Annotated in this window: 25 protein-coding genes; 2 read left to right on the top strand and 23 right to left on the bottom strand. The window is 39.9% G+C overall.

The annotated features are described in order from the left end of the window. Window positions 1-229: 229 nt before the first annotated feature. The 11 genes from tpiA to ADH51_RS08795 form a co-directional block, all read right to left on the bottom strand. A complete protein-coding gene (gene tpiA, locus ADH51_RS08745; protein ID WP_048676201.1) occupies window positions 230-988 on the bottom strand; it encodes a triose-phosphate isomerase in 759 nt (252 codons plus the stop codon). A gap of 254 nt (window positions 989-1,242) precedes the next feature. Beyond that, the gene (gene tuf / locus ADH51_RS08750) at window positions 1,243-2,439 is read right to left on the bottom strand and encodes an elongation factor Tu (protein ID WP_002890213.1); all 1,197 of its coding nucleotides are present in this window, start codon (window positions 2,437-2,439) and stop codon (window positions 1,243-1,245) included. A 236-nt stretch (window positions 2,440-2,675) separates the two neighbouring features. Continuing rightward, window positions 2,676-3,956 carry a cell division peptidoglycan polymerase FtsW gene (gene ftsW / locus ADH51_RS08755; protein ID WP_048676203.1) on the bottom strand — a complete coding sequence of 427 codons (1,281 nt, stop codon included), beginning with the start codon at window positions 3,954-3,956 and terminating at the stop codon, window positions 2,676-2,678. A 260-nt stretch (window positions 3,957-4,216) separates the two neighbouring features. Then, a complete protein-coding gene (locus ADH51_RS08760; protein ID WP_002890211.1) occupies window positions 4,217-4,633 on the bottom strand; it encodes a F0F1 ATP synthase subunit epsilon in 417 nt (138 codons plus the stop codon). A 12-nt stretch (window positions 4,634-4,645) separates the two neighbouring features. Next, the gene (atpD, locus tag ADH51_RS08765) at window positions 4,646-6,052 is read right to left on the bottom strand and encodes a F0F1 ATP synthase subunit beta (RefSeq protein ID WP_002885994.1); all 1,407 of its coding nucleotides are present in this window, start codon (window positions 6,050-6,052) and stop codon (window positions 4,646-4,648) included. Window positions 6,053-6,128: 76 nt separating this feature from the next. Further along, the gene (locus ADH51_RS08770; protein WP_002886026.1) at window positions 6,129-7,007 is read right to left on the bottom strand and encodes a F0F1 ATP synthase subunit gamma; all 879 of its coding nucleotides are present in this window, start codon (window positions 7,005-7,007) and stop codon (window positions 6,129-6,131) included. Between the two features lie 18 nt (window positions 7,008-7,025). Next, a complete protein-coding gene (gene atpA / locus ADH51_RS08775) occupies window positions 7,026-8,531 on the bottom strand; it encodes a F0F1 ATP synthase subunit alpha (protein WP_038675472.1) in 1,506 nt (501 codons plus the stop codon). Window positions 8,532-8,546: 15 nt separating this feature from the next. Beyond that, window positions 8,547-9,083, bottom strand: coding sequence for a F0F1 ATP synthase subunit delta (locus ADH51_RS08780; protein WP_002885901.1), 537 nt, complete (start codon window positions 9,081-9,083; stop codon window positions 8,547-8,549). Then, complete coding sequence (atpF, locus tag ADH51_RS08785; RefSeq protein ID WP_002886161.1) at window positions 9,083-9,580, bottom strand: F0F1 ATP synthase subunit B; 498 nt, start codon at window positions 9,578-9,580, stop codon at window positions 9,083-9,085. Before atpF ends, ADH51_RS08780 begins: the two co-directional genes overlap by 1 nt. Window positions 9,581-9,600: 20 nt before the next feature. Then, window positions 9,601-10,308: a F0F1 ATP synthase subunit A gene (atpB, locus tag ADH51_RS08790; RefSeq protein ID WP_048676208.1), complete on the bottom strand. Its 708-nt coding sequence runs from the start codon at window positions 10,306-10,308 to the stop codon at window positions 9,601-9,603. Window positions 10,309-10,340: 32 nt separating this feature from the next. Further along, window positions 10,341-10,538 carry a F0F1 ATP synthase subunit C gene (locus tag ADH51_RS08795; RefSeq protein ID WP_002890193.1) on the bottom strand — a complete coding sequence of 66 codons (198 nt, stop codon included), beginning with the start codon at window positions 10,536-10,538 and terminating at the stop codon, window positions 10,341-10,343. A gap of 871 nt (window positions 10,539-11,409) precedes the next feature. Here ADH51_RS08795 and ADH51_RS08800 point away from each other — a divergent pair. Then, entirely contained in the window at window positions 11,410-12,585 is a 1,176-nt protein-coding gene (locus ADH51_RS08800) for a peptidoglycan bridge formation glycyltransferase FemA/FemB family protein (RefSeq protein ID WP_048676211.1), read from the top strand. A 187-nt stretch (window positions 12,586-12,772) separates the two neighbouring features. On the opposite strand, the gene ADH51_RS08805 is transcribed toward ADH51_RS08800, so the two are convergent. The 10 genes from ADH51_RS08805 to ADH51_RS08855 form a co-directional block, all read right to left on the bottom strand. Beyond that, the gene (locus ADH51_RS08805; RefSeq protein ID WP_048676214.1) at window positions 12,773-15,424 is read right to left on the bottom strand and encodes a valine--tRNA ligase; all 2,652 of its coding nucleotides are present in this window, start codon (window positions 15,422-15,424) and stop codon (window positions 12,773-12,775) included. Window positions 15,425-15,446: 22 nt separating this feature from the next. Next, complete coding sequence (locus ADH51_RS08810; protein ID WP_048676215.1) at window positions 15,447-16,757, bottom strand: hypothetical protein; 1,311 nt, start codon at window positions 16,755-16,757, stop codon at window positions 15,447-15,449. Further along, complete coding sequence (locus ADH51_RS08815; RefSeq protein WP_048676218.1) at window positions 16,758-17,315, bottom strand: GNAT family N-acetyltransferase; 558 nt, start codon at window positions 17,313-17,315, stop codon at window positions 16,758-16,760. Next, a complete protein-coding gene (locus ADH51_RS08820; RefSeq protein WP_048676221.1) occupies window positions 17,302-17,880 on the bottom strand; it encodes a flavin reductase family protein in 579 nt (192 codons plus the stop codon). Before ADH51_RS08820 ends, ADH51_RS08815 begins: the two co-directional genes overlap by 14 nt. A gap of 396 nt (window positions 17,881-18,276) precedes the next feature. Continuing rightward, complete coding sequence (locus tag ADH51_RS08825) at window positions 18,277-18,555, bottom strand: hypothetical protein (protein WP_152904290.1); 279 nt, start codon at window positions 18,553-18,555, stop codon at window positions 18,277-18,279. A gap of 454 nt (window positions 18,556-19,009) precedes the next feature. Beyond that, window positions 19,010-19,213 carry a hypothetical protein gene (locus ADH51_RS08835; protein WP_048676230.1) on the bottom strand — a complete coding sequence of 68 codons (204 nt, stop codon included), beginning with the start codon at window positions 19,211-19,213 and terminating at the stop codon, window positions 19,010-19,012. A gap of 132 nt (window positions 19,214-19,345) precedes the next feature. Then, window positions 19,346-19,963: a PepSY domain-containing protein gene (locus tag ADH51_RS08840; RefSeq protein ID WP_048676234.1), complete on the bottom strand. Its 618-nt coding sequence runs from the start codon at window positions 19,961-19,963 to the stop codon at window positions 19,346-19,348. A gap of 112 nt (window positions 19,964-20,075) precedes the next feature. Continuing rightward, window positions 20,076-20,960, bottom strand: coding sequence for an EamA family transporter RarD (gene rarD / locus ADH51_RS08845; RefSeq protein WP_048676237.1), 885 nt, complete (start codon window positions 20,958-20,960; stop codon window positions 20,076-20,078). After that, window positions 20,953-21,813, bottom strand: a complete 861-nt coding sequence (gene thrB, locus ADH51_RS08850) for a homoserine kinase (RefSeq protein WP_037604149.1) — start codon at window positions 21,811-21,813, stop codon at window positions 20,953-20,955. Before thrB ends, rarD begins: the two co-directional genes overlap by 8 nt. A gap of 83 nt (window positions 21,814-21,896) precedes the next feature. After that, the gene (locus ADH51_RS08855; protein WP_002890168.1) at window positions 21,897-23,183 is read right to left on the bottom strand and encodes a homoserine dehydrogenase; all 1,287 of its coding nucleotides are present in this window, start codon (window positions 23,181-23,183) and stop codon (window positions 21,897-21,899) included. 172 nt (window positions 23,184-23,355) lie between these two features. Here ADH51_RS08855 and ADH51_RS08860 point away from each other — a divergent pair, with 172 nt between their 5' ends. After that, on the top strand, window positions 23,356-24,234 hold the full coding sequence (locus ADH51_RS08860; protein ID WP_048676240.1) for a polysaccharide deacetylase family protein: 879 nt from the start codon (window positions 23,356-23,358) through the stop codon (window positions 24,232-24,234). 40 nt (window positions 24,235-24,274) lie between these two features. Here the strand turns inward: ADH51_RS08860 and ADH51_RS08865 are convergent, their stop codons facing one another. After that, entirely contained in the window at window positions 24,275-25,405 is a 1,131-nt protein-coding gene (locus ADH51_RS08865; protein WP_048676243.1) for an acetylornithine transaminase, read from the bottom strand. 3 nt (window positions 25,406-25,408) lie between these two features. Continuing rightward, the gene (gene argB, locus ADH51_RS08870; protein ID WP_048676246.1) at window positions 25,409-26,146 is read right to left on the bottom strand and encodes an acetylglutamate kinase; all 738 of its coding nucleotides are present in this window, start codon (window positions 26,144-26,146) and stop codon (window positions 25,409-25,411) included. Window positions 26,147-26,161: the final 15 nt, after the last annotated feature.

Genomic DNA, 26,161 nt, shown 5'->3' on the forward strand with positions numbered 1-26,161 from the left:
GAGCATACAGACTATTAGCGTCTGAGCTCTAGTTATACTATTTTAATTATAGCATATTATCTATCTCTTTGGGCAATCCAATCCTATTTGTGAGCCCCTAAACCTATAAAATACAGGACCTAAAGCGTTCGTTTTTACAAACCAATAGCATTTGTCTTATCCCAAGCAATTATTAAATCTATTCATCAAAAAACAAAAAAGCCGAGGGAAACCCCAACTTTATGTAAAATTATTTAACGAAGTCAAGCAATGCCAAGAAGCTTTCAGCTTCAAGTGATGCACCACCTACAAGAGCTCCGTCAACGTCTGGACAAGCCATGTATTCAGCAACATTTTCAGGTTTAACTGAACCACCGTATTGAACACGTACTTTGTCAGCCACTTCTTGACCAAAGTCAGCAGCTACAACGTCACGAACAACTTTACACATTTTTTGTGCGTCGTCTTGTGAAGCAGATTTACCAGTACCGATAGCCCAGATTGGTTCGTAGGCGATTACTGTTGAAGCTACTTGTTCTGCAGTCAATCCAGCAAGAGCAGCTGAAACTTGAGCACCTACGAATTCTGCTGCTTTACCAGCTTCGTAAGTTTCAAGGCTTTCACCACAACAAATGATTGGAAGCATACCGTTCGCAAAGATTGCTTTTGCTTTTTTGTTGATATCTTCATCAGTTTCGTGGAAGTAGTCACGACGTTCTGAGTGACCGATAACAACGTAGTCAGTACCGATTTCTTTCAAAACATGTGGGCTAGTTTCACCAGTGAAGGCACCAGCATTTTCAAAGTAGGTGTTTTGTGCAGCAACTTTAAGGTTTGAACCTTTAGCAGCGGCAAGTACAGCTGTCAAGTCAACTGCAGGAGCTGCGATACCAGCTTCAACAAGATCTGATGAAGGAAGTTTTGATGCTACAGCTTCAACGAATGCTTTTGCTTCTTCTGGATTTTTGTTCATTTTCCAGTTACCAGCGATAAATGGTTTACGTGACATTTCACATACCTCTTCTTTTATTTATTTACTCGTTTATTTTATCACAAATCCCTTACTATTACTAGGATTTTAGGAAAATTCCGAAAACTCGATCTGCTTTATGTCTATTTATCACTATCAAAACTTAGCTTAAGGACCTTAAACAGTTTAAAAGCATAGAATCACAAGTATTTTTAAACACCAAAAAGAGCCGAGTAACCTCGACTCTCTCAATTATTGTCTGACGAATAATTGTATTGGGAACTTAATATTAATTAAGCTTCGATTTCAGATACGATACCTGAACCAACAGTACGTCCACCTTCACGGATAGAGAATGTTGTACCTTGTTCAACGGCGATTGGGTGGATCAACTCAACGTCGATAGTCACGTTATCACCAGGCATAACCATTTCAGTACCTGCAGGAAGTTCGATTGAACCTGTTACGTCAGTTGTACGGAAGTAGAACTGTGGACGGTAGTTGTTGAAGAATGGAGTGTGACGTCCACCTTCTTCTTTAGAAAGGATGTAAACTTCACCTTTGAATTTAGTGTGTGGGTTGATTGAACCAGGTGCAGCCAATACTTGACCACGTTCGATTTCATCACGTTGGATACCACGAAGAAGGACACCGACGTTATCTCCGGCAATACCTTCGTCAAGTTGTTTACGGAACATTTCAACACCAGTAACAACTGCTTTTTGGATTTCTTCTTTAAGACCAACGATTTCAACTTCGTCATTGACACGAACAACACCACGGTCGATACGTCCTGAAGCAACAGTACCACGACCAGTGATTGAGAATACGTCTTCGACTGGAAGCAACAATGGTTTGTCAGTGTCACGTTCTGGTTCTGGAATGTATTCGTCAACAGTGTTCATCAAGTCCATGATGATGTCTTCGTACTTAGAATCACCTTCAAGAGCTTTAAGAGCTGAACCTTGGATAACTGGAATGTCATCACCTGGGAAATCGTATTCTGAAAGAAGGTCACGGATTTCCATTTCAACCAATTCAAGCAATTCTTCATCGTCAACCAAGTCAACTTTGTTCATGAAGACGATAAGGTGTTTAACACCAACCTGACGTGAAAGAAGGATGTGCTCACGAGTTTGTGGCATTGGTCCGTCAGTAGATGCTACTACAAGGATCGCACCGTCCATTTGAGCGGCACCAGTGATCATGTTTTTAACGTAGTCCGCGTGTCCTGGCGCGTCGATGTGAGCGTAGTGACGTTTTTCAGTTTCATACTCAACGTGTGCAGTGTTGATTGTGATACCGCGTTCACGTTCTTCTGGAGCAGCGTCGATTGAAGCGTAGTCTTTTGGTGTGTTAACTGCGCTAGGAAGACGACGAGCCAATACAGTTGTGATAGCAGCTGTCAAAGTAGTTTTACCGTGGTCAACGTGTCCGATTGTACCAATGTTAACGTGTGGTTTACTACGATCGTATTTTTCTTTTGCCATTTAGGAAAAGCCTCCAATAAAATATATTTTATAGATAGACAGTAGGCAATACAGTCTAACTTTACTCTACTATTCTATCAAAATGTCATAGAATTGCAAGTATTTTATATAGTTTTCAGTTTTTCTTTAGAGTAATTACAAATATTCCTTTCAATAATTCTATTTCTACTGCTCCTATTAGCTTTCACTATATTCATACTACTGCCTAACACCATCTAACGAAAAAAGAAGCCGTATTAACGACTTCTTCTTAAAGGTACGATTTTTTCATCTTGATTTTCCAATTCTTGAGTCTGAGATAACTCATCCTCAATCGCTTGAACAATATTATCACGCTTTTCGTTGGCAGCAATATTTAAAACAAAAGCTATCCCAACTGAAGTCACTAAAAGAGAGTTACCTCCTTGCGAAAGGAAGGGGAAGGTAACCCCTGTTGATGGAATCAGCCCTGAGATTCCTCCGATGTTAACGAAGACCTGCATTAGCATTAAGGCACCTACACCCAATGCCATCATAGAGTTAAAAGGATTTCGTGCCTTTACTCCCACAATCATAATACGAAGAATGAGGAAAAAGAGGAGGGCCAGAATCAAGCCAGCTCCGATAAGACCTAACTCTTCAATTGTAATTGAAAACACAAAGTCTGTTGTAGCTTCTGGGAGATAACCTGTTTTTTCAATCGAATTTCCAAGTCCAAGACCGAACCAGCCCCCATTACTCATAGCATAGTAAGAATGAGATAGCTGGAGACCAGATCCAGTCAAATCCTTGAACGGATTAAAATATGCTGCGAAACGCTTGGCAACATAACCGAAGATAGGTACCTTAGCCATGGTTTGAACCCCAACCAAGGCAATTAAACCAAGGAAGGCTGATGAAATCCCTACAATGCCGGCAAATAAGGCCGTGAACCAACGGTAGCCAACACCAGAAATTGAAAACATAACTATCGTAGTTAATACAATGATAGCCGCATTACCCAAGTCAGGTTGGATAGCAACCAAACCAATCATTACAAGCAAATAAACACGCCAGTCATTAAGTTCCTTACCATTCCTAGGAATCCATCTATTCTTCGTCAAGGCTTGATAGTCATAACGTTCTATAGCAGACTGTTTTTTTGAAAAAGTGTGTGCCAAAAACCAGACAACAATGATCTTAAGGTACTCCGCTGGTTGGAAAGACAAGGGACCAAGCACAATCCAACCATTGGCACCATTAATTTCCCTAGTGAAAAACTTAGCAATGACCAAAAGTAAAATCTCAAAGGCAATAACACTACCCAAAAGCTTATCTTTCCTGAGAAAGTTCAATTTCAGTCGGTAGATGAAAAAAATAGAGAACAAGGATAGCAACCAAAAGGCCCCTTGGTTCATAACAGATGCGAAGGGATTGGCACCAAAGGCTACTAAACGAGCACTCGTTGTTGAATACACTACTATTAAACCAACTATAGATAAGATTAAATAAGGTATCAAGATGGTGTAATCTAAAAGATGCTTCTTTTCAATTTTCATATCTTTAAAAAACTCATACTTTCTATTACGTTACTCTACATTTTCTCTTAAAATATAAAGCTAACAGCTTATATTATAACACTTTGACACCTTAAACTAAAGTAAAAGCTAAATTAACCGTTTTCAGGACTGGAAATCTGATTTTTTATCTTACCTTCAGATAGGTTTTACAATGAGCTTTCTTTGATAACTTAGCTACTTCTTAGGTTTTCTTTCACGACAAATAAAAAACGGGACCAAAGTCTCGTTTTTTGTTTATCTTATTTTGTACCGACACTGATACGATTAAGTGCTCGACGGAGAGCAACCTGAGCACGTTGAACTTCATCAATACGGTCAGATTTAGTTGCTTCTTCCAAGTCACGTTCGGCACGTTGCTTGGCACGTTCGGCACGAGAAACGTCAATGTCGCGTTCACGTTCTGCTGAATCGGCAACGATAGTAATAAAATCATCTTTAACTTCGATGATACCACCGTTTACGGCAATCCAATCGACGTGACTCTCGTCATCCACACGACGAACCTTGAGTTCATCCACTTCAAGTGGCGCAATCAAGTTAATATGGCCTGGCAAGATACCAATTTGACCATCTTTAGTAACCGCGTGGATAAAGCTGGCATGGTGGTCGTATTTGAGACCATCCGGAGTTACCACTTGTACGGTCATTTGTGCCATATATTCACCTCATTAGTAGCCCATAGCTTTAGCTTTAGCTACTACATCCTCAATTGGACCTACGCTACGGAAGGCATCTTCTGGAAGATTGTCATATTTACCTTCAAGGATTTCCTTAAAGCTACGAACGGTTTCAGCAACTGGAACATAAGAACCTGGTTGACCTGTAAACTGTTCAGCAACGTTGAAGTTTTGTGACAAGAAGAATTGGATACGACGAGCACGTCCAACCAATGTTTTTTCTTCGTCTGACAATTCATCCATACCAAGGATAGCGATAATATCTTGCAATTCACGGTAACGTTGAAGCACACGTTGAACTTCAGTCGCAACAGCATAGTGTTCTTCACCAACAATTTCAGGTGAAAGGGCACGTGAGCTTGATGCCAATGGGTCAACGGCTGGGTAAATACCCATTTGTGTCAACTTACGTTCAAGGTTGGTTGTTGAATCCAAGTGAGCAAATGCTGTAGCTGGCGCTGGGTCAGTATAGTCATCGGCTGGAACGTAGATGGCTTGGATTGATGTAACAGAACCTTTTTTAGTTGATGTGATACGTTCTTGCAATTGACCCATTTCAGTAGCAAGTGTAGGTTGGTAACCAACGGCTGATGGCATACGACCAAGAAGGGCAGAAACCTCCGAACCTGCTTGAGTGAAACGGAAGATGTTATCGATGAAGAGAAGCACGTCTTGACCTTCGACATCACGAAAGTATTCCGCGATTGTCAAACCAGTAAGGGCAACACGCATACGTGCTCCAGGTGGTTCGTTCATTTGACCGAAGACCATGGCTGTTTTCTCGATAACGCCAGATTCTTTCATTTCCCAGTAAAGGTCATTACCTTCACGTGTACGTTCACCAACACCTGTAAACACGGAAATACCACCGTGCTCTTGGGCAATGTTGTGAATCAACTCTTGAATAAGAACAGTTTTACCAACACCGGCACCACCGAAGAGTCCGACTTTACCACCCTTAAGGTAAGGGGCTAGCAAGTCAATAACTTTAATCCCTGTTTCAAGGATTTCAGTAGATGTTGACAATTCATCGAAAGTTGGTGCTTTTTTGTGAATTGGTTCACGCTCTGCATCGTCTGCAAAAGGTGCTTCCAAGTCAATGGTATCACCAAGAACGTTAAAGACACGTCCAAGGGTATCTTTACCAACAGGAACGCTGATTGGACGACCAGTGTCCAGAACTTCTAGTCCACGAGTCAATCCATCAGTAGATTCCATGGCAATGGTACGAACCACACCTTCTCCAAGTTCAAGAGCTACTTCGAGCACGATACGTTTAGACTTTTGTTCATCAGTATAAACGACCAATGCATTGTTAATCTCAGGAAGTTTATCACCAGCTGCAAACGCTACGTCTACAACAGGACCAACAACCTGAGCAATTTTGCCTGAGCTCATTGTTTTCTCCTTATGATAGTTTTCTGGATGACAATCATCCTTTTTTCATGTGTGTCTAATTAAGACAAATCTCTAGCTATTCAAGTGCACTTGCACCACCAACGATTTCAGTAATTTCCTGAGTGATGGCAGCTTGACGCGCACGGTTATATTGGATTGTCAAATCGTTAATCACATTCTTAGCATTATCAGTGGCTGTCTGCATTGCAGTCATACCAGCTGCGTGCTCAGCTGTTTTGGCATCTACGATAGCACCGTAGATAAGGCTCTCAGCATATTGTGGCAAGAGTTGATCCAAAATAGTGTCACGATCTGGTTCCAATTCAAACTTGGTCAACACATGACCTTCTGATTCATTGGGATCCAAATCAGCGATAGGAAGCATTTGTTCAACACGAACCTCACTTGACAAACTGTTGACATGGTGGTTGTAGCACACATAAAGTTCATCAAAAAGTTCATTTTGATACATTCCTACTGCTTTAGAAATGATTTTTCCGACTTGTTCAAAACTAGGTTGATCTTCAAGGCCACGAAGTTCAAAAGCAACATTCATGTTACGAGCCTTGAAGAAATCTGAACCTGTTCCACCAATAGAAATGATAGCATATTCATCTTCAGAATCATGGTCACGTTTAATCATGTCCAACACAGCTTTAAGAATTGTTGAGTTATAACCTCCAACAAGTCCCTTATCTGAAGTAATGACAATGTAACCTGTCTTACGAACTGGGCGTGCATCCAACATTGGATTTGACGAACCATTAATCAATTCTGAATGTAGAAGATCTGTTGTGATCTGTCTAATTTTTGAGGCATAGATTTGGAAATCTTTAGCAGCTTGCTCAGAACGTGTCAATTTTGAGGCAGAAACCATTTGCATGGCTCCTGTGATCTGACTCGTTTTCTTTGTTGAAGCAATTTTTGCTTGGATTTCTCTTAGAGAGCCTGCCATATGCTGTCCTCCCTATTTCTATTTGTATTCTGACTGATCTTTGAAAGCTTGGATAGCTTCATTAAGTACAGATTCCTCAGGAAGATCCTTAGTTGTACGAATAGTTTCAAAGATATCCTCATGGTGACTATCAAAGTAGTCATAGAGTGCTTCTTCAAAATCCAAGATTTGATCAACCGGAACACTATCCAAGAAACCGTGTGTCAGAGCATAAAGGATAACAACTTGTTTCTCAACTGGAAGTGGTTTATGAAGCGGTTGTTTCAAAACTTCGATTGTACGACGACCACGGTTCAATTTCGCTTGAGTCGCAGCATCCAAATCTGAACCAAATTGCGTAAATGCTTCAAGTTCACGATATGAAGCCAAGTCAAGACGAAGTGTGCCAGCAACCTTCTTCATCGCTTTAATTTGCGCTGATCCACCTACACGTGATACAGAAGAACCCGCATCAATGGCTGGACGAATACCTGAGTTAAACAAGTTTTCTTGCAAGAAGATTTGTCCATCTGTGATTGAAATAACGTTTGTTGCGATGTAAGCTGAGATATCTCCGGCTTGCGTTTGGATGATTGGCAAGGCGGTAATAGAACCACCACCAAGATCATCTGAAACTTTAGCTGAACGTTCCAAAAGACGTGAGTGGAGATAGAAGACATCCCCTGGGTAGGCTTCACGACCTGGTGGACGACGGAGAAGCAATGAAAGTTCACGGTAGGCCACGGCTTGTTTAGACAAATCATCATAAACAATCAATACGTGTTTTCCGTTATACATGAACTCTTCAGCCATTGCAACACCAGCATAAGGCGCAATGTAAAGCAATGGTGATGGTTGTGATGCAGAGGCAGTCACAACGATTGTGTAATCAAGAGCACCGTGTTTACGGAGAGTTTCTACTTGTGTACGAACTGTTGATTCTTTTTGACCAATAGCCACATAGATACAGATCATATCTTGACCTTTTTGGTTCAAGATAGCATCAATGGCTACTGAAGTTTTACCAGTTTGGCGGTCTCCGATGATCAATTCACGTTGACCACGTCCAATTGGAACCAAGGCATCAATGGCCTTAAGACCAGTTTGCAATGGCTCAGAAACTGATTTACGTTGCATAACACCTGGAGCAGGTGTTTCAACTGGACGGAAACCTGTTGTTTCGATGTCACCAAGACCATCAACTGGTTGCCCAAGTGGGTTTACTACACGACCGATAAGGGCTTCACCAACTGGAACTTCCATGATTTTTCCAGTACGTTTAACAATATCGCCTTCACGAATTGCAACGAAATCCCCCAAGATAATGATACCGACATCATTAGTTTCAAGGTTTTGGGCCATACCATAGGCACCATTTTCAAATTCGAGCAACTCACCACTCATAGCATTATCAAGACCACGAGCACGTGCGATACCGTCACCGATATAGGTAACGACACCAGTTTCAGTGACGTCAAAGTTTGGCTGGAAGTTTTCAATTTGCTTTTTAATTAAAGCGCTAATTTCTTGTGCGTTAATTGCCAAAAGTCACACCACTTTCTATTTCAAATTCGTTTTAAAGGTTTGCAATTGACTGCGAATTGACGTGTCAACAACCTTATTTTTTGCTTTGATGACGAATCCTCCGATGAGGTCCTCATCAATTTTTTCTACTAAACGACGTGTCTTAATCTCAAATTTTTGTGAAACAATCGCCAAAAGTCGAGCTTTTTGTTCTTCAGACAAGGGACTTGCTGATGTCACTGTAACATCGTAAGTATTGTCTTCTTGATCAAAGAGCTCAAGGACCAATTTCAACACATCATAGAGAATGTTGGCACGGTCATTGAGTAAGATTACCTCAAGAAAATTGTTCATATACACTGAACAAGACTCTTGAAACAAGCTCAAACTTTCTTTTTTAGCTTCACTTGTCACATTTTCCTGCGACAAGAAGGTTTTTAGATTTGTTTCAGCAAAAACTGTTAGGATTTGCCTTACTTCTTCTTGGATTGTTGACACGGCGTCTTGTTCAAAAGCGACTTCTACCAGGCTTCTGGCATACTGCTCAACAAGAGCTTGTGTTTTCTTATCCATTAAGCATCTCCTAATTGATCAAGATAGCTATCAATCAAGTCAGATTGCGCTTTAGCATCAAGGTTTTGTTTCATAACTTTTTCCGCCAAGAGGACAGTCAAGTCTGCAACTTCACCTTTAACTCCAGCAAGTGCTTCCACACGGCTTTGGGCGATGTCTTGATTTGCTTTTTCTTTCAAGCGTTTAGCTTCATCATGTGCTTCTGCAATGATTTTTGATTCTTGAGTTTTACCAGTTTCCTTGGCCCCATCAATAATTTGAGCCGCTTCAGTGCGAGCACCTGCTAACTCATCTTGACGTTTTTGTGCCAAGCTTTCTGCTTCTTGACGAGCATTTTCAGCACTATCAATATCTGTGGCAATTTTCTTTTCACGAGCAGCAAAGATTCCTGTAATTTGATCCCATGCGAATTTACGGATGAGGTAATACAAGAGAAAAACTGAGCCGAGTGTGATAATGATATTACCAAGTGTCGTACTATTAATCAGTAATGACATTTCATTTCTCCCTTTCTTAATTATTCTTCGTTGACTTTATCACCAATATAGTTTGAACTTAGGATAATAAAGACATAGGCTTGGATAAAGCCGATAAAGGCTGAAAAGGCAACCCAGACAAGGTTCAAAGCAAAGGATACTGGTGCTGCAAAGGCAGACCAGGTCATCAATTGAAGAATCAAGCCAGTAAGTACCTCACCAGAATAAATATTACCAAACAAACGCAAGGCCAATGAAGCAAGGTTGGTTAATTGTTCCAAAATGTTCATTGGGAGCATAGCTGGGTATGGTGAAAGGTAGCCCTTTAGATAGCCTTTAAACCCTTTTTTACGGATCCCCTCAATATGACTAATGAGGGTAATAATCAAAGAAAGAGTGATAGTAACACCGAAGTTCGATGTTGGAGAAGTCCAAAAATTGTAATGCTCACTTTTTACAGACACAAGCAAACCTAAGTTGTTTGCTGTAAAAACAAAGGTGAAAATTACAAACAAGAGCAAACTATAATTCTTCGTGAATTTCCCAAGACTTTGAGAAATGGTACTGTTCACAAACTCATAGATGAACTCAAGCACATTTTGTTTTCCCTTTGGTTTAATGGTCATCTTACGACTTGACCAGAAAACCACTCCAAAAACGATAATTACTGTCAAGAGAGACATGGCAAGGACAGTCAAGTCAAAATCAATCCCAAATAATGAGACGGTTGGATTACTTGTAGTTTCCACTGCTCATCCCTCCTTCATCTTTTATTTGTCTATTAGACAATGTAGCTAAGGGCAAACAATACGAAGAAGGTACCTTCGATAAAGGCAACACCAGTAAACATCAATGTTTGAAGTTTGCTAAACATCTCAGGTTGGCGAGCTGCAGCTTTAGCGATATTGGCAACGAGGATACCCTCACCAACAGATACACCCATAACGGCCAAACCGAGGGCTAAGATAGTTAGATTCATAGTAGAATTCTCCTTTTTAATTATTTTTACCCTGCTATTTTAGTCCTATTTTCCACGAAAGTCAATGAATTGACGGTTTTTTAGACGTTTTCACTGACTTTGCCTAACGTTTTCATTTTACTTACACAAGCGTTTACTTTTAATGAAAAACTTTCTGCTTATTTCATAAAAACAAGCCTAACTATGGTAGGTTAGACTTGTTTGGGAAATTTATGAAAAAAAGAAAGTTTCACTGTCTGACTCAGCGTCAGAGGTGTGAGATCTACCGAACCATGTTCAGCAATACTTATTAGGATGGTCATAGTATAGCTTGAGTTACTTAAAGAAAGCTGAAGGGGAGCGTTTTTGCTCCACTTTCTCTTTAGAAAGTCCTACTGACTCCAAAAGTAGAAAATACTACTCCGACACTTTGTAATATTAGTATCGCTCCATATCAAATGTTTACTTTATCAATAATTACCATTGACGTGGCTACTCTCCTTGAATAAAATAAACACTAACATTATCAGATGTTAAACGACTTACCCAACCTTTATTTCATAGTTCAGGAATAATAATATCACCTCATAGAGACTTTGTATTTTTCATAAAATGACGTGTACAAAACGGTAACTCGTCCAATTTAACAACTTCTTTTGTCCTAAATCTTCTTCTATCATACAAAACACATGACCCGATGCTATCTTCCTTTCGTTATCAACGATAGAATCTAGAACCTCACTGTACCTAGTTTTATATTAATGTAAGATTACTAGACTTTAGCATTCTCTGACTATAGTCACTTTGAAATATAGATAGTTTGAAGCATCTGGATTTATTTTTGTTATAATAACTTATATAACTATTTTACTTGTAATCGAAAGGAAATAAAATGAGTCTTACAATTTTGAAAGAGGATGAGTTTACATCTTTCATAGAAAAATGTAAAGAACATTCGTTCATGCAAACAGTATCAATGTCTAATCTCCTAAAAAAAAGAGGATTCAAGACTAAATATCTAGGTTGGAAAAGCAATAATGAAATTACCGTTGCCGCTATTGCTTTCATGAAGCATTTGACTGGAGGAGTCCGAATAGAAATTAATAGTGGTCCATCGTATACAAATGAATCCGATTTAAAGAGTTTTTACCATGAATTACAACTTTTTGCTAAGAAACAGGGAGCTTTAGAATTGGTTGTAAAGCCAGATGACATTTATCAGACATTTGAAATTGATGGAAAGCCTATTGAACCTGAGAAAACAGAACTAATTTCTACACTAACAGATCTTGGCTACAAATTTGATGGTTTACAGGTAGGCTATCCTGAAGGGGAACCAACTTGGCATTATTTGAAAAACCTTGAGGGCTTTGATGAAAAATCTTTATTAAAATCATTTAACAAAAATAGCATCAGAAACATCAAAACTGCTCTCGACTATAATGTTATTGTTCGCAAAATAAATAAAGGAGAAATTCCAGAATTCAAAAAGATTATAGAAGAAACCGGAAGAAGGCAAGGATTTGAAGATAAAAGTTTAGATTATTATACAGATTTATATGATGCATTTGGTGATAACGCTGATTTCTTGGTAGCAGAGTTAGATTTTGAAAAAAGCTTAGACCACATAAATAGTAAACTTACCTCACTGAACCCTAAGAGCAAACAGTATGAGCAACAAGCTCAAAAATTGAATAAACAAAAACAGATCATTTCAGAGCTCAAACAAAAAATTAATACAGAGAAGATACTTCTTGCCTGTGCTTTAATACTATATACGAAAGATCAGGCCACATATCTCTTTGGAGGTTCCTACACAGAATTTCAAAAATTCTCTGCTGCTTTCTTAATTCAGTATCATGCCATGAATTGCACTTTAAGAAGAAATATTATGAGTTATAATTTCCTTGGAATCACAGGTGTGTTTGACGGCTCTGATGGAGTTCTACGATTTAAACAAAACTTTAACGGTTATATTGTTCGTAAGATGGGAACCTTCCGCTATTACCCACAACCTTTAAAATACAAACTTATTCAAGGACTTAAAAAGCTTCTTAGACGTTCTTAGTTAAAAAATACTGTTTACTATTCACTGCTTGAAATAAACGCAGGCTTTTGTTAGAGCCACTGAAAAAGTCATCATATGATGACTTTTTTGTTATATTTAAATTACGATACATCACAAGAATTTTTTTTGAGAACCACCACAGTTGACAAAGAGTTAAAAAACACGGCATTCCGCCGTGTCTCTTTCTTTATTTAACCAATTTCTTCATCTCATCAATACGTACGACTGTCGCATCGTATTTAGCTTGGTAATCTTCTTGTTTGTCGCGTTCTTTTTGGACGACTTCTGGTTTAGCATTGGCTACGAAGCGTTCGTTAGAAAGCTTCTTACCGACCATATCCAGTTCTTTTTGCCATTTGGCTAATTCTTTTTCAAGACGAGCCAATTCTTCTTCGACATTAAGGAGGTCAGCGAGTGGCAAGTAGATTTCTGCACCTGTGATGATGCTTGACATAACCAAGTCAGGCACTTCGACATCTGCTGCAATTTCCAAGTGTTCTGGGTTTGTGAAGCGTTTGATGTAGTTGACATTATCATTAAAGAAAGCATCGAGCTTGCTGTCGCTTGTCTTGATCAAGATAGTGATTGGTTTACTTGGCGCTACGTTCACTTCTGCACGTGAGTTACGGACTGAACGAATCACATCTTTAAGAGCTTCAACACCGGCTGCAGCTTCTTCATTTTCAAACTCTGGACGAACCACTGGGTATTCAGCAGTCACGATAGTTCCTTCAGAGATTTGACCGTAGATTTCCTCAGTCACGAATGGCATGATTGGGTGAAGGAGACGCAAGATTTGATCCAAGGTGTAAAGAAGAACCGAACGAGTGATGACTTTTTCGTCCTCATTGTCGCTGTAAAGCACTTCCTTAGTCAACTCAACATACCAGTCCGCAAACTCATCCCAGATGAAGTTGTAGAGGATGTGACCAGCCACACCAAATTCGAACTTGTCAAAGTTCTCAGTAACTTTTCCAATAGTTTCGTTGAGGTTGTGGAGAATCCAACGGTCTGTCACGTTACCTGCTTGACCAACAGCGACTTTAGCCACATTTTCACGCGCTACATCCAAGGTCAAACCTTCATTGTTCATAAGGATATAGCGAGAGATGTTCCAAATCTTATTAATGAAGTTCCAAGACGCATCCATTTTTTCGTAAGAGAAACGCACGTCTTGCCCTGGTGCAGAACCGTTTGAAAGGAACCAACGAAGGGCATCAGCACCATATTTCTCGATAACATCCATCGGGTCAATCCCGTTTCCGAGAGATTTAGACATCTTACGTCCTTGCTCATCACGGATAAGACCGTGGATAAGGACATTCTTAAATGGCTGGCGTCCTGTGAATTCCAATGATTGGAAGATCATACGAGACACCCAGAAGAAGATGATGTCGTAACCTGTTACCAAGGTTGAAGTTGGGAAGTAACGTTTGAAGTCTTCTGAGTCGACATCAGGCCAGCCCATGGTTGAGAATGGCCAGAGAGCTGAACTGAACCAAGTGTCCAAGACGTCTTCGTCTTGTTTCCATCCGTCACCTTCTGGTGCTTCTTCACCAACGTACATTTTACCCTCAGCATTGTACCAAGCAGGGATTTGGTGCCCCCACCAGAGCTGACGAGAAATAACCCAATCGTGGACATTTTCCATCCATTGGAGGAAGGTATCGTTGAAACGAGGTGGGTAAAATTCTACCTTGTCCTCTGTGTCTTGGTTTGCGATGGCATTTTTCGCCAATTGATCCATCTTAACGAACCATTGTGTAGACAAGCGTGGCTCAACAGGCACACCTGTACGCTCTGAGTGACCAACTGAGTGAGTCATTTTCTCGATTTCGACAAGAGCACCGATTTCTTCCAATTTCTTAACAACAGCCTTACGTGCTTCAAAGCGGTCCATACCGTTGAATTCACCAGCCAATTCATTCATGGTACCATCATCGTTCATGACATTGACTTGTGGCAAGTTATGACGTTGACCAACCAAGAAGTCATTAGGGTCATGGGCAGGTGTGATTTTAACCACACCTGTACCAAACTCAGGGTCTGCATGTTCGTCCCCAACGATTGGGATTGGCTTATTCAAGATTGGCAAGATAACATTTTTACCAATCAAATCTTTATAACGGTCATCGTTTGGGTTAACCGCTACGGCAGTATCCCCAAACATAGTTTCAGGACGTGTTGTTGCCACTTCAAGGGCACGTGAACCATCTTCCAACATGTAGTTCATGTGGTAGAAGGCACCTTCCACATCCTTGTGAATAACCTCGATATCAGAGAGGGCTGTACGGGCTTTGGGATCCCAGTTGATGATGAATTCACCACGGTAAATCCAACCTTTTTTGTAGAGCTCTACAAAGACCTTGCGAACGGCTTTTGACAAACCTTCATCAAGAGTGAAACGCTCACGCGAGTAGTCTACAGAGAGCCCCATCTTGCCCCATTGTTGCTTGATAGTTGAGGCATACTCGTCTTTCCATTCCCAAACTTTATCAAGGAATTTTTCACGGCCAAGGTCATAACGAGAGAGGCCGTCTTCAGCCAAACGCGCTTCAACCTTGGCTTGAGTGGCAATACCTGCGTGGTCCATACCTGGAAGCCAAAGCGTATCGAAACCTTGCATACGTTTTTGACGGATGATGATATCTTGAAGAGTTGTATCCCAAGCGTGACCAAGGTGAAGTTTACCAGTTACGTTTGGTGGTGGAATAACGATTGAATAAGGCTTAGCCTTTTTATCGCCAGAAGGCTTGAAAACATCTTCGTCAAGCCATTTTTGGTAACGACCAGCCTCAACCTCGGCTGGATTGTATTTAGGTGAAAGTTCTTTAGACATGTGTGTGTCCTTTCTAAATAATCTACTTAAAATATTTATTCGAAGCATCTATATAAAATCTTCGTATTAAATATATCATTAATTTACTAAGTATATAAGCAATAGCTATTGAAATTAATAACATAATAAACGAAACCAAAATACCTAATAATAATTTTGAGGACGTCCCTCTATCTAATACGGAGATGATAGAGTCTTTGAAAACGTTGATTTGTTCTATCTGTTCTTTTTTTATTACTTGCTTAGTCGATATAGAGGATAATATATTAAATACAAATAATGTATTAAAGCTCATTATCTGTAGCCAATAAAGATGTTTTTTCATGGCAGGGGTAGGTGACTTTAAATTACCTCTAGGTACTATGTTATTCACTTTTCCCACAAAAACTGGTAATAACATAGGTAAAAACCACGTTAAGATTCCAATCAAATCGCTTTCTATCATATCTAAAAGAATCAAGAAAATTGAGATCAATCCAATTAATACCCAATTTGATAATACCCTTTCTTTATCCTCTCCCCCTTTATCAATTCCTTCGCAAACAATTGTCCAGAAATAGACTGTAAAAGACATAAGTATCAAATAAACTAAGAGTGTACTATCGTCAAGAGAGCTGATTTGAAAAAAAGTAGAAATGTATAAAATTATTGATATAACTGACACAACATATGCTGCAATATTCGAATTCCAAAATACCTTTCCCGACTGTTTGCAAATTCCATTTTGCTTTCTGTAGAACCAAACTCCCAAAAATCCTCTAAGAGCAGGTATAAGTATGAATAGAACAAAAATAAATAAAATAAGAAAAATACCTTCAATAGCAATATGCGATATGGGTAACTCATTTAAAAAAACTTCTATTCTATTCACATTATTTCTTAAAATAGATTTTAAACAGAAATATGAAACTACAAAAAAAGCATCAAATATGTTGAATCCTACAAGAGTATCCCTACTTCTTTGAAGATAAGTTTTAAAACCTACGAGTCTTTGTTCGAAGATTAAAACATAGAGTATAGGCAAGAATAACTGATAAAAAATAAAAAGTAAGTTCTTGAAATAGAAAAGTAAAATAAGAGATAAAGATGTTACTAATATTGATACGATTAAATAAAAAATTTTAGCTTTTAAACTTATCGAAATTATATTTAATCTAATTCCATAACCCAATAATAATATGCCTATATAGATTTCTATTATCCACATCGGACGGATAAATAAATAATTACTTGGAATAAAAAATATTAATAAGATGATGGGTACTAACAATAATAAAGAAATTAGTAATAAGATTGGTAATAAAGCTATAGTATATGAAAATATTTTTTTCATTCATCTCTCCCACTCACTCCTAAGAAAGCCATATCTCAACTCATCACAGCGATTTCCTTGGGCATCTTTGCGGTCTCGGATACGAGCTTCAAGGGTGAAACCAAGCTTCTCAGCGACTCGTTGACTTTGGACATTGTAGCTAAAGCAAGTCAGCTCAATCTTGTGAAGGTCTAAATCTTTAAAACCTAGATCAATCAAAGCACGCGCTGCTTCTGGCACATAGCCTCGACCCCAATAGTCTGGGTGCAAGGTATAGCCAATCTCAAGCACATCATCCTCGTGTCGATGGTTGAAATCAACAGAACCAATCACTTTATCAGTCCCTTTGATCACAATGCCATAACCAGCTGGGAGATTGTCCTTTTGATTCCGCTCGGGAAAGATATGTTCTAAATAATAGATTTCCTCTTCGAGGGTCTTAACAGGTGGGAAACCTGCTGGGTAGGAGACTTCTGGACGACTGGCAAAACCAAAGATATCCTCAGCATCCGCCAATGTACGATTTCGTAAGACGAGTCGCTCCGTTTCGATTCGTTCTGGCAATTCAGCTCTTGTCATCCCTCTTCCTCGCTTTCTTGATAAAGCTTCCCATGGAGTCTACACGGTCATCAAGATAGCGATAGACACGCTTATGGCCATCACCCATAAAGTAAGTCGGTGCAAAAGAATCATTACGGAAATGTCCCTTGTCATCTAGCAAACCAAAATCAGCATGGCGGTCTAGGATCTTAGCAAAGATATGACAGATACCATCTTCCTCAATAATTCTGTCGACCTCACAATCCAGAACGACTGGACAGGCATCCAGGATAGGTGCTTGTGTCAGTTTAGAAGGTTGGAAATCTATGCCGAGTTTAGCAATCTTCTCACGATGACTAATAAAACCAGCCTGCTCCATCTCCAGCATAAAACTTTCATCAGGAATATTCACTGTGAACTTCTGATAATGTTTAATCTGATCCGCCGCATTTTCCTCGCTACCGACCCCTATAACGAGCCAATCTCCTAGACTATAAGAAGAACTACAAGTCGTCACATTATAGCCATAGGTCTGGTCCTGGTAACCCAAGATAAAAATGGGAAAACCATAGTACAATTTACTGGTCTCAAAAGATTGCTTCATGTCACCCTCCTCTGATAGGAACGTAGACCTCGCTTTCGCTCTGTCTGCATCAATATCTCTAAATTCACCTGCGACCTTCGGTCTTGGTTCTTTAAAAGCTATAGAAAATCCCTGTCATAACCATGACAGGGACGAATGTGCATCCGCGGTACCACCCAGTTTTGAGTGGTAACCACTCACAGCTTTCTTGATTCAATTTGACCATCAGCAACCAGCTTTGACATTTGTGCGGATTTCTCAGTACCACCGCTTCCTGTGACAAATGGGCTTCAAAGCACCTCTGAATGGTCTTATTTTATCACAATTTTAAGACCAAGACAAATGAAATTGTGATGGAAATCTTATTGATTTTTGAATTTGAAAGTATGTCCTCTGTCTTACTTTCCCTCACAATTTTCAATGGCTACTATTACCTTTCATGACAAGTTCTAACTTTGCTTGGCTTTCCAAATATCTCTTACGGTAAGTTATTGCCATCGTTTTATACTCTTCGGAGGACATTTTATAAAAATCTGCTTCTTCTTTGTAAGATTCTACAAACTTTTTGTAATAATCGATATCTTTTATCGGATTCTTAATAATCTTATCTATCAACACATAAATCCCTAAAAATACACCAACAAGAATCATCCCAAGAAAATAGGGCGTCACAAGAAATGATTTAATTAACTCCATGAAGTTCACCATCACTTTCCTTCAAAATCCTTCTGAAAATGTTCTTTATGAACTTTTAATTCAAGCCCACAAACATCTTTGAGCTTTTTCCCAGCTGCAACTCGTCTTTGATGTGCTCTTATTAAAACATGTTCGGACTGTGTATGACTAATAAAATAACACAATAGCAGGTAAGTAACTATAACCCCTAACATCATAGTAATTATCCTAATCACCAAGAAAATCATCTCTCTACTCCTCTCTTAAGGAACTTGCTGAAACCATTGTAACAAAACATCGGCTAAAATCGAGACCTTTTTCACAAGAAATGGCTCATTTATCATAAGTAAAAGCATTTATTTTATTTTAAGTGCATGAATGATGGTATTATAGACATTTCAAGACAGATAATCTACATTCTAGATAACTTTATTTTCCATTAGAAAAATCCCTGTCTGCCGACAAGGATTGCATCTTATTTTTCTTCCTTAGCTCTTTCTTCTTTTAGCCATTTTTCATAGTTTTCGAGTAGATTGATAGCCATTTGGGTCGCCAAGGCTAGTGAGAAGGCTTCTGTACCTTCAGTTGTTTCGTCTTGGACTTCCAATTTACTTTCTTCGTAAATGGCTTTGAGAGCCTTATTGCTAAGCGTGTCTTTAAATGCTTGGAATTCTTTCATGGTCAAAGCCTCCTTGATTCTACGGCAACATCTACAGCTACTGTTACCGTTTTCACTTTAAGTTTACACCATTTCAGAGAAATTGCAAGGATTTTCCTCAATAACAAGGAGAGCTTTCACTCTATCTGTGACCTACTGAGCAGGAGTCGCAGCCCCTGTGAGATACTCAGTCGTATAGGCTACGATAGCTCCTGAATCAGCATTTACCGCGTATTTATAACGTAGACCACTAGCCGCATAATCAAAGCTGATATTGTAGACTTTACCGTCTCCTTCAGTCTTCAAGTCCGTTTTCAAGTTTGTCACAGAACCCTCAGCTAGGCCAGCATGATTAAGAGCTGTCGTTTGTGCAGTTTCTTTGGATACTGCTGTCTCTTCCTTGCTTTCACTAGGTTGAGTCTCGTCTTTAGGTTCTTCACCTTTTTGAGCGTCATCCTCATCCTTAGTTGTTGGATGGTCACTCTTATGTTTCAAAATAGATCCTGACTGACCATCAATTGTATACTCAAAATGGTTGTCTGACGTTGTGAAACTAATCTCATAACTTCCGTGAAGCCCAGAACGTGCTTTCGAAACTGTTGATTGAGAAATCTCAGAAGTTTTGACACCTGCATTTTTGTAAGCAATGTCTGCCGCATCTTGTTCTGACAAGCGATAACCTGAACCGTTAAAGATAAACAGGCCTGCAGCGATGGCAACTGGGATAGCGAGCAGAAGCAGATAGCCCGCTAGCTTTTTCATTTTTCGCATAAAATTCTCCGCTATTTTAATCTAATACTACTATTATATCTTAAAGTTCTAAAATTGTCAGATAAACTTGGCTCATTTTTAGGACAACATCATAAAAAGTTCCCGATAGCTATCAGGAACTTCTACGAAATGTTACTATTTGGCCAGTTACAAAGACTAGTATGGCCATCCAGATAAATAGGAAGCCTTTCAACTCTCCAAAGCTGACCGTCTCACCAAAAATGAGAATGGCTACGAGAAGTTGAATCGTAGGATTAAGATACTGGATGAAACCAATAAGGTTAAGTGGTGCCCTTTTGACTGCTTCTGAGAAGCAAAGCAATGGAACAGCCGTCACCACACCGGATATGGCTAGGAGAAACATTTCCATGCTCGAATAGGAAGAAAATGATTCTGGAGAAAAGAAAACGAGATAGATAGCTACAAAAGGTAGTAGCAAGCCACTTTCTACTAGCATGGCTACGTCACTGGAGAGCCTAACTCCTTTTTTGATTAGACCATAGAAACCAAAGCTCAGAGCTAACCCCAATGAAACCATGGGAAGTTTTCCTGTATTGGCAACAAGAACCAGTACTCCTATAAAGGCCAATACTACTGCTGCCCACATGGTCCTACTCAATGATTCACGAAGAAAAATGAGGGCAAACAGGATAGAAATAATAGGCATAATGTAATAGCCCAGGCTAGCCTGCGTTGCTTGACCATGACCCACAGCATAGATATAAATCAACCAGTTAGCTGCTATGAGAAAACTAGCAAGTAGCATACGAAGCAAGGCTTTCTTATCCTGCCAAAGTTCCACAAGCTCCCCTTTGAAACGTGTATTTTGCTTAGCGACTAGGGCGTAAGTCAACATAGTCACTACAGTAAAAATAATCCGCCATGAGAAGGTGTTGTAAGCCGAAACACCTGCTAAAAGTTTCCAAAAAAGGGATAAAAATCCCCATTGAATATAGGTGGCCAGACCAAAGAGTAGCCCCTGATTTTTTCTAGTCAACGACAACACCTGCTTTATCCACAGACAGGATGAAGGTTTCACCATCTAAACCAAGACCATCGATAGCCGTTTTTAGAGCCTCAGCTTGATCATTTGGCGTCAAGGTCATAACTGTTGGGCCAGCGCCTGAGAGGTAGGTCGCATAAGCACCGTATTGACCTGACAATTCTTTAATAGTCGCAAATTCTTTAACCAGTTTTTGACGGTAGCGTTCGTGGAACATATCCCCTTGAATAGCATGTCCCGCCTTAACCAAATCGCCTGCAAAGAGGGCAGCAATGGCAACGTTGGCAATAGATGATGCAGCTACAGCTTCTTTGTAAGACAGGTCACTTGGAAGTACCCCACGTGAATCAGACGTCTTAAGTTCATAGCTCGGAATGAAGGCTACAAAGGCACACTCTGGAAAGTCTGTCACGATGCTATTAACATGTTCATCCACATAAGAGGCTACAACGAGATTCCCAAAAATAGCTGGGGCAACATTGTCTGGGTGACCTTCAATCTTGGTTGCAATATCAAGTTTATCATCGTCTGAGAGCTGCAAGTTTGCCAATTGATTGGCCAACTCGATTCCTGCGACAATAACAGAACTTGAAGAACCTAGCCCACGCGCTAAGGGAATATCTGATGTCATCACCAATTTATGGGGCTGCAAATCAGACTTAACTTGCAAGGCAGTTGAAATGAGGAGGTTATTTTCATCTGAAGGAATATCGCCCAAATCATGTTCGATATGCCATGCATCCACTGGTTCAAGCACCTCGACTGTCAAATATTTAGAAACGGCAACACCCACAGAGTCAAAACCTGGACCAATATTGGCAGATGTTGCTGGAACAGTAATTTTCATAATAATACACCAAAAGGAGGAAAGCCATCAGCGACTTTTCTCCTTGAATACCTTTCTTATACGCACCAGTATGGGCTTATCAATTAGTTAGACAAAACTTTCAATGTGTTGACAACTGTGAAATCTTCTGCTGCTTCAAGTTTTTCAGTAACAGCTTTAAGTTGTGTCTTAGACATAGCATGTGTAATCACAACGATACGAGCTGTTGTGCCATTTGCTTTTTGTTGCAAGACTTGTTCAAATGAAATATCTTCTGAGTTGAAGATTTCAGACAAGTGAAGGATTTTACCTTTTTCGTCTGGCGTATCAAGGGCAAAGTAGTAGTTACTCTTAACATCTGCTGGATTAGCCAATGGCAAGTCACGACGGAACTCATTAAATGGTTTACCAACATTGCCATCTGAAAGACGACGAGCAATACGGATAATATCTGCCAAAACAGATGTTGCTGTTGGTTTTTGACCAGCACCTGGACCGTAGTACATTGATTCGCCAATACCGATAGATTCAACAAAGACTGCATTCATGACATCGTTGACGCTAGCAAGTGGGTGATTTTTTGGCAAGAATGTTGGGGACACTTCTGCTGAGATACCTGATTCTACTTCACGCACATCACCAACCAATTTGATGACATAACCCAATTCTTGAGCAACAGCTACATCATCAGTAGAGATGTTTGTAATCCCCTTGTGAGTCACATCGTCGAAATCAATTGTGGCACCAAATCCAAATTGGCTAAGGATAACAGCTTTATAAGCAGCGTCAATACCTTCAACGTCGTTAGTTGGATCACTTTCAGCATAACCAAGTTCTTGGGCAGTCTTAAGAGCGTCCTCATATGACCAACCTTCGTCAACCATCTTAGTCATCATAAAGTTAGATGTTCCGTTAAGCACACCAAGGATACGTGTCACCTTATCAGACGTCAAAGAGTTAGCCAAAGTACGCAAAATTGGAATACCACCAGCAACAGCAGCTTCATAGTAGAAAGCCACTCCCTTATCTTGGGCAAGAGAAATCAACTCTTTTCCATGAGTAGCAATCAAGTCTTTGTTAGCAGAAACAACGTTTTTACCTGCTTCAAGTGCTTTTGTGATGAAGGTACGAGCTGGCTCGATACGACCCATCAATTCAACAACGATTTGAATCTCTTCATCATTAAGGATTTCGTCAACATTTGTGACAAAATTGTAGTCGTTTCCGGCAGCGATAAGACGATTTTTTTCCTCGTCATCTTTAACCAAAACTTTGGCAATTTCGAGTTGGTCACGTGAGGCTGCAAGAACCTTTTCACCATTTTCCTTCAAGAGGAAAGGAATACCGCTAGCTACTGTACCAAAGCCAAGCAATCCAATTTTAATAGACATTTACGATTTCTCCTTAAAAACATACATTTTTTTAATTGTACCACATTTCTATCGGAATTGACAGAATATTGTTGCCATTTAAGGAGGCAAGTATTCTTTTTACTGAAAATTCTGTGCATTTCCATCCCATTTTTGTTAGAATAATAACTAGACCTATTTGAAAGGGGATACAATGACTTCTCAAAAGAAAAAAACAACTCAAGCTAACAGAAAGAAACTGAACCTTCTTCTGCTTTTCCTAAATATTGTCCTTCTTGGCTTACTAGCAGTCTTTATGCTTAACCGACCAAATCAGTCGAAAAGCAAGCAACAACAGGCTCAGACCAGTCAGTCTAAGACGACAGCTAAATGGAAAACCTATGACGATCCTGTCCAAATCCCTATCCTCATGTATCATGCGGTACACGTCATGGATCCATCCGAAGCTTCTAACGCTAACCTTATCGTTGACCCAGACCTCTTCGAAGCACAAATCAAGGCTTTGTCAAAGGCAGGTTACTATTTCCTAACGCCTGAAGAAGCCTATAAGGCCTTCACTGAAAACGCTCTACCTACTAAGAAGGTTGTCTGGCTGACCTTTGACGATGGTAACGAAGATTTCTACACCATTGCCTATCCTATTCTCAAAAAATACAAGGCTAAAGCAACCAATAATGTGATCACTGGCTTTGTTAAGAAAGGAAATGCTGGAAATCTTACCGTCAAACAGATGAAAGAAATGATGGCTCACGGTATGAGCTTCCAGTCTCATACGGTTAATCACCCCGATTTGTCAACCACTGATAAGGCGACACAAAAGGTTGAATTAACGGATTCTATTGACTTCCTTGAAAATAAACTCAATACCAAGGTCAATACCATTGCCTACCCATCAGGTCGCTACAATCAAACGACACTTGACCTAGCTAAGAAAACTTACAAGTTAGGACTAACAACCAACGAAGGGCTAGCCAGTGCCAAGGATGGTCTTCTCTCACTTAATCGTGTCCGTATTCTGCCAACAACAACAGCTAAAGGACTTCTCAGCGAGATTGATACTGACAATGAGTAAAAGAAATCACTTGATTCAAGAATCAAGTGATTTTTATGTTCTAGTCAAATATTTCTGATAGGAGAGCCACACCCTTTTCAATTTCAGCATCACTTAGGGTGATTGGTGGCAAAAGACGAATCACGTTTGTCCCTGCAGTTAAGACAATTAACCCTTTATCTCGAGCCGACTGGACCAATTCTCCTAAATTGCCAGTAGTCTCAATCCCAATCATATAACCCAAGCCACGTACAGTGGTAACCGTCTCTTTATCAGATAAAGCTGCCTGCAATTTTGCTTGTAACGGGTTTCCATTTTCAAGGGCAGTATCTAGAAAACCTGGGACCAACATAACTTCAAGCGTAGCTTTGGCCGCCGCCATAGCCAGTTTATTTCCTCCAAAGGTAGAGCCGTGACTTCCGTAAGAGAAGGCTTCTCCAAGAGATGACTTAGCAAGCATGGCACCAACTGGCACCCCATTTGCCAAACCTTTTGCCAGAGTAAAGATATCTGGTTCAATATCATAGTGCTCATAAGCATAAAGCTTACCAGTACGACCAAGTCCTGTCTGAACCTCATCTACAATAAGATAAATACCCGTCTCCTTACAAAAGTCAGCCAAAGCCTTAACAAAGTCCTTATCAGCAGGTTGAACACCTGATTCCCCTTGAACCAACTCCAACATAATAGCCGCTGTTTCGTCACTAGCTAGGGCCTTGACACTATCTATGTCATTGAAAATAGCATAGCTAAAGTGGGGCACACCTTCACCAAAGCCTTGTTTGATTTTATCCTGACCAGTGGCAGACATGGATCCAAACGTTCGACCATGGAAGGAATTTTGAAAGGTAATGATTTCTTGTTTGCCTGATGCCTTTCGGGCGATTTTTATGGCTGCTTCATTGGCCTCTGCACCACTATTACAGAAAAAGGCTAGATAGTCCTTGTCACCAATTAAAAGTCCAGCAACATCTTCTTGCAACTGATTGTGATAAAGATTAGGCTGGTGCAAAATCTTACCCACCTGCTCTGTCAAAGCCTGATTGACAGAGGGATGATAGCCCAGGTTAGTTACCCCGATACCAGATGAAAAATCCAAGTAGGTCTTGCCAGTTGTATCAGTCAAATAATTGCCCTGTGCCGAAGCAAAATCAATCGCTGCCCGTTTATAATTTGAAAATAATTTTGTCATCGTTTACTCCTTGATTATGGTACCATCTGTCAGGTTATCACCAATAATGACCTGCTTGACACCGGCTTGAACTGTCTGAACAGCGCTTTGAATTTTAGGAATCATCCCCCCAGTTATCACGCCTGAATCTATTTTTTCCTGAACGTCCACAAGATTCAGATGATCTAAAACCTGTCCATTCTCTAAAACTCCTTTGACATCTGTCATGAGGATAAGTTTTTTGGCACCTAGACTAATTGCCACAGCTCTAGCAAGGTAATCCGCATTGATATTGAGCAAATCTCCCTGCTCACTATAGCCCAAGCTAGGAATCAAGGGAATCTTGCCTTGAGAAAGGAGTGCTACTAAGGTCTGATTGGTGATGTTTTTGACTTCACCCACAAAGCCATAGGTCTCTTGATCTAAGAAATCAGCATGGACAAGGTCTGGCAATTCATCAACAAGCTGATAAGCTGGCAAAACCGCCTGTGTTAACTGACCTGCCAAGTTTTTCCCAACTATGTCAACCAAGGCTTCTTTAATCAAGGTCATATCTGACTGACTCGTCACACGAAGACCATTGACCTTGTGAATTGGAATATGATTCTCCTCCATCAGCTGATTAATAGCAAAACCACCCCCATGGATGATGATTATTTTTTGACTAGCCTGCTGCCATTCTGACAGTTTAGCCAATATCTCTGGAGTTAGCTGCTTACTGGCTACTCCACCAATCTTAATTACAATATATTCAGCAGTCATCAGTTAACTCCTTTT

Source organism: Streptococcus sp. 449_SSPC (assembly GCF_001073005.1).
GTDB classification, from domain to species: domain Bacteria; phylum Bacillota; class Bacilli; order Lactobacillales; family Streptococcaceae; genus Streptococcus; species Streptococcus salivarius_F.

Coding starts and splice junctions, on each gene's coding strand:
- ADH51_RS08855 (WP_002890168.1), bottom strand. CDS start 23,183: ATGTCTATTAAAATTGGATTGCTTGGCTTTGGTACAGTAGCTAGCGGT.
- ADH51_RS08815 (WP_048676218.1), bottom strand. CDS start 17,315: ATGACAAGAGCTGAATTGCCAGAACGAATCGAAACGGAGCGACTCGTC.
- ADH51_RS08800 (WP_048676211.1), top strand. CDS start 11,410: ATGAGTCTTACAATTTTGAAAGAGGATGAGTTTACATCTTTCATAGAA.
- ADH51_RS08840 (WP_048676234.1), bottom strand. CDS start 19,963: ATGCGAAAAATGAAAAAGCTAGCGGGCTATCTGCTTCTGCTCGCTATC.
- ADH51_RS08865 (WP_048676243.1), bottom strand. CDS start 25,405: ATGACAAAATTATTTTCAAATTATAAACGGGCAGCGATTGATTTTGCT.
- ADH51_RS08780 (WP_002885901.1), bottom strand. CDS start 9,083: ATGGATAAGAAAACACAAGCTCTTGTTGAGCAGTATGCCAGAAGCCTG.
- ADH51_RS08835 (WP_048676230.1), bottom strand. CDS start 19,213: ATGAAAGAATTCCAAGCATTTAAAGACACGCTTAGCAATAAGGCTCTC.
- atpF (WP_002886161.1), bottom strand. CDS start 9,580: ATGTCATTACTGATTAATAGTACGACACTTGGTAATATCATTATCACA.
- tpiA (WP_048676201.1), bottom strand. CDS start 988: ATGTCACGTAAACCATTTATCGCTGGTAACTGGAAAATGAACAAAAAT.
- argB (WP_048676246.1), bottom strand. CDS start 26,146: ATGACTGCTGAATATATTGTAATTAAGATTGGTGGAGTAGCCAGTAAG.
- ADH51_RS08805 (WP_048676214.1), bottom strand. CDS start 15,424: ATGTCTAAAGAACTTTCACCTAAATACAATCCAGCCGAGGTTGAGGCT.
- ADH51_RS08770 (WP_002886026.1), bottom strand. CDS start 7,007: ATGGCAGGCTCTCTAAGAGAAATCCAAGCAAAAATTGCTTCAACAAAG.
- ADH51_RS08820 (WP_048676221.1), bottom strand. CDS start 17,880: ATGAAGCAATCTTTTGAGACCAGTAAATTGTACTATGGTTTTCCCATT.
- tuf (WP_002890213.1), bottom strand. CDS start 2,439: ATGGCAAAAGAAAAATACGATCGTAGTAAACCACACGTTAACATTGGT.
- ADH51_RS08825 (WP_152904290.1), bottom strand. CDS start 18,555: ATGGAGTTAATTAAATCATTTCTTGTGACGCCCTATTTTCTTGGGATG.
- atpD (WP_002885994.1), bottom strand. CDS start 6,052: ATGAGCTCAGGCAAAATTGCTCAGGTTGTTGGTCCTGTTGTAGACGTA.
- ADH51_RS08860 (WP_048676240.1), top strand. CDS start 23,356: ATGACTTCTCAAAAGAAAAAAACAACTCAAGCTAACAGAAAGAAACTG.
- ftsW (WP_048676203.1), bottom strand. CDS start 3,956: ATGAAAATTGAAAAGAAGCATCTTTTAGATTACACCATCTTGATACCT.
- ADH51_RS08810 (WP_048676215.1), bottom strand. CDS start 16,757: ATGAAAAAAATATTTTCATATACTATAGCTTTATTACCAATCTTATTA.
- ADH51_RS08760 (WP_002890211.1), bottom strand. CDS start 4,633: ATGGCACAAATGACCGTACAAGTGGTAACTCCGGATGGTCTCAAATAC.
- ADH51_RS08795 (WP_002890193.1), bottom strand. CDS start 10,538: ATGAATCTAACTATCTTAGCCCTCGGTTTGGCCGTTATGGGTGTATCT.
- thrB (WP_037604149.1), bottom strand. CDS start 21,813: ATGAAAATTACTGTTCCAGCAACATCTGCCAATATTGGTCCAGGTTTT.